We start from the raw sequence: 3,745 nt of genomic DNA on the forward strand, positions 1-3,745 counted from the left end.
CCGCGCTGGCGGGCGACGCCGCGCTGGACGCGTTCTTCACCGAGGAATACGCGCTCAACCACCTGATCCACCAGTTCCCCAAGCCCTACATCGCGCTGATGGACGGCGTGGTGATGGGCGGCGGCATGGGGATCAGCCAGGGCGCCAAGCTGCGGGTGCTGACCGAGCACTCGAAGCTGGCGATGCCCGAGACCAACATCGGCCTGTTCCCGGACGTGGGCGGCGGTTATTTCCTGTCGCGCTGCCCGGGGCACAGCGGCGAATGGCTGGCGCTGACCGGCCAGGTCATTGGCGCGGGCGATGCGATCGAGCTGGGCCTGGGCGACGTGTTCGTGCGCAGCAGCGAGCTGCCGGCGATCATCGCGGCCTTCAAGACTGGCGCGCAGGACAGCGCCGAGCATGTCGTGGCGACGGTGATGGAGCGCGTGGACCTGGCGCCGGTGGCCGAGCACTGGAACGCGCGGGCGCTGATCAACCGCCATTTCTCGGCGGCGTCGGTGCCGGCGCTGTTCGCGTCGCTGGCGGCGGATGCGGATCCCTGGGCGCAGCAGGTGCTGGCGACGCTGGGCAAGCGCTCACCGCTGATGATGGCGGTGACGCTGGAGCAGATCCGGAGGGCGCGCGCGATGAGCCTGGCGGACGACCTGCGCATGGAACGCGACCTGGTGCACCACTGCTTCCACCTGCGGCCCGGCGCGGCCAGCGAGACGGTGGAGGGCGTGCGCGCGCTGGCGGTCGACAAGGACCATGCGCCGAAGTGGAATCCGGCGCGGGTCGAGGACGTGTGCCGTGCCGACGTCGAGGCCTTCTTCCGCAGCCCCTGGCCGCGGCGGAGCATCCGCTGCGGGCGCTGGACTGAGCGCCCCGGCCGCCGCCGACTGACGCTGCGCTGACGCGCCGGGACGGCCCGTCAGCGCGTGACCTGCTGGCGCAGGCCAGGGGGACAACTCTCTGGCCCCGTCACTCGCTGATGGTCTTCGTCACCAAGGCCGGGTCCTTCGTGATGTCAGCCTCGGAGAACGGCATCCGCTGCCACTGTCCCGCGCTGTAGGCGCGCGTGTAGTCGCTGAAGTGCAGGGACGCCGGATCGTCGCTTTGCGAGAAGGTGAGGAAGGTGTAGGCCTCGACGCCCTCGCTGGGGAAACGCACCACCTGCATGTAGCTGTTGGCGCTGGTCGCCGTGTTGAGGTCGTAACCTCCCTGGTCGAGCCGGCTCAGCGCGCAGGCCACGGTGAAGTAGCCCTGCGCGCCGCAGCCGCCGAACATCGGGATCTTCTCCGTGCCGCGCGTCGCGAACAGCGTTTCGCCCCGGGTCGCCGTCAGCGCGAAGCCACTGGCCTGAACCCGCAGGATGGCCGCGCCGAAGGCCTGCAGCAGCGTGGACCGCAGCGCGGGATTCAGGTCGCGCGGCGTGCGCAGCGGATCGGCGCTGCTGAAGGGCACCTGGAACAGCGAGGCCTCGGGCACCCGCGACGCGCGGGTCCAGAACTCGTCCCACAGGTGCGCGCCGCGCGAGCCCACCAGCCCCTTGCTATCCCAGGCCTGCAGCGCCGCGCAGGCTTCGGCGGGGTCGACGTTGCGCGCCGGGCTGAAGGTCTCGCCGGTGGCGGAGTCGCCAGTCACCGCGATCGTCGTCGCCGGCGCGCAGAACATCGCCAGCGCCTGGTCCTTGAAGAGTTCCGCGGTGAGCGCGCGGCTGTTGATCACCATCGCGCGCACGGTCTCGCTGGTGGCCTTGTTGCCGGCCAGGCCGTCGCTGCCGGCCAGCCGGTCCTGCACCAGCAGGTGCGCCAGCCGCGAGCGGAAGCTGATCGACGCGGTCCCGGCCGGCCCGAGGATGTCCGGATAACCGGTGAGCGGCGCGGCCGCGTTGGCGAGCCAGTAGCTGTCGTTGCTGTTGAGCACGTAGTCGTCACGCAGCAGGCTGGGCATGCGGGAGGTGCCAAGCGCCCCCGGCTGCTTGGAATCGGCATCGGTCTGCCAGTCGCAACTGCTCCGCGATCCGTCGAGCACCGGTGTGCGGGGCAGGGCCGCGCTGAGCGCTGTCGTCAGCGCGGTCGCGCAGCTGCTGAGCTGCGACGGCGCGACGTTGGGCATCGCGCCGATGTCGGCGTACCAGGCCTGAGAGCCGCCCCGGGCCACGGCCACCGTGTTGACCCAGGGGATGGCCGATTCCTCGCGCTGGATGGTCGCCACCTCGTCCAGCGTCCTGGCCTGGCTCCAGCGCAGCCAGACGCGGAACACGCGGAAGTTCTCCGCGTTGATGTCCCGGATCGCGAAGACGGTGTTGCTGTTCCAACCCAGCGCCGCGTTGAGCGCACCGAGGTTGACGATCGGGCCGTGCTGGGACTCGTAGAGCGTGCGCGTGACCGGCGTGACGCTGCCGTCGGCCTGCTTCACCTGCACGGTGATCTCGCGGGCGGTCATCTTCGTCGCGACGCCGTCGCGCAGGTAGCTGGTCGGGTCGCCGGGCACCAGCGTCAGCTGGAACAGGCCGTAGCGCCGCGCCGTCGACACGGTGTGGCTCCAGGCGATGTGGTCGGTGTAGCCGATCTGGATGACCGGCACCGCCAGGAAGGAGGTGCCGGCGACGTCGAGTTCACCCGGAATGGTGAGGTGCGCCTGGTAGAAGCGATCCGGGCCGCGCCAGTACCAGTGGGGATTGCCGAACAGCAGCGGGCTGCCGTCGCCGGTGGCCGCGGTGCCGAAGCCGATCATGTTGCTGCCCACGCCGTCATGGCCGCCGACCTGGAAGGTCGGCAGGCGGTCCATGGCCAGTTGCAGCCGCCCGGAGGGGCGCGCCGCCTTCGTCGCCGTTGCTGTCACCGCAGCCGTCGCCGGACTGGCCGCGGCCGGCGGCGTCGCGTTGGCGATCGGCGCGACGAAGTTGCTGTAGCCCGCCGCGAAGTGCGCCGCGTACAGGCGCCGGAAGACGTCGGTGTCGCTGATCGGCACGACCCAGGCCTCGTTGCGGCAGGCCGCGTGGGCGCCAGGCTCGGCGCGGCCTTGATCTCGCGGACATAGCGGTTGTAGCCGGCAGCGAAACCCGCCACGAGCTGCTTGAGCTTGTCCGGCTGCGCGGCGATGAGCCGCTGCATCACCGCGTCGTTGAGCACGTGCCGGTGATAGAAGTCGGCATCGAGGTTGCGCGGCTGGCCGATGGTGCCCTGAAAGGGGATAGTCGCGTCGGCGCCGAAGTGGCGGGAGCGCTCGCCGCGGAAGGTCAGCATCGCGTTGGCGATCGTGCACAGGTCGTCCTGGGCCTGCGCATAACCGTAGCCGTAGCCGGCACCTCCCCAGTCCGGCGCCTTGATGTGCGGCACCCCCATCGTGGTGCGGCGGATCTCCGCGCGGTAGGTGGCGGCGGGTTCGCCGCCGTCGTCGCCGTCGCCGTTGCAGCCGGCCAGCAGCGCGGCCATTCCCAGGGTCAGCGCGAGCAGCGGCCGCCGGCCGCCTCGAACGGAAATTCGCATGTCTTGTCTCCCTTGTGCCTGTCTCGGCCCGGGCGGGCCGGAGCGCCACAAGGATAGGGCGAGGAGCGCCAGCCGAGCCGCCGGCACCGCGTTTCCAGGCGTTTCCGCCACTATGATGCGAGGAATTCTCATTTGAGAACTGTTCGCACTGATGACATGAACGTCACCGTCTCACCGACCCCCTCCGCGCGCCGCGTCGGCGCCTCTTCCGCCGGCGGGCTGGCGCGGCTGCGGGCCGTGCTGCCCTTGATCTCGCGCATCGTCGCGGCGGT

Annotated in this window: 2 pseudogenes; one reads left to right on the plus strand and one right to left on the minus strand. The window is 70.7% G+C overall.

The window, feature by feature from the left end:
* Nucleotides 1–859, plus strand: a pseudogene (locus tag FUT87_RS24185) (3-hydroxyisobutyryl-CoA hydrolase); the annotation flags it as partial.
* 101 nt (nt 860–960) lie between these two features.
* Here FUT87_RS24185 and FUT87_RS24190 read toward each other — a convergent pair.
* Nucleotides 961–3,473: pseudogene (locus tag FUT87_RS24190) on the minus strand (penicillin acylase family protein).
* Between the last annotated feature and the right edge of the window lie 272 nt (nt 3,474–3,745).

The organism is Mitsuaria sp. TWR114 (assembly GCF_007997345.1).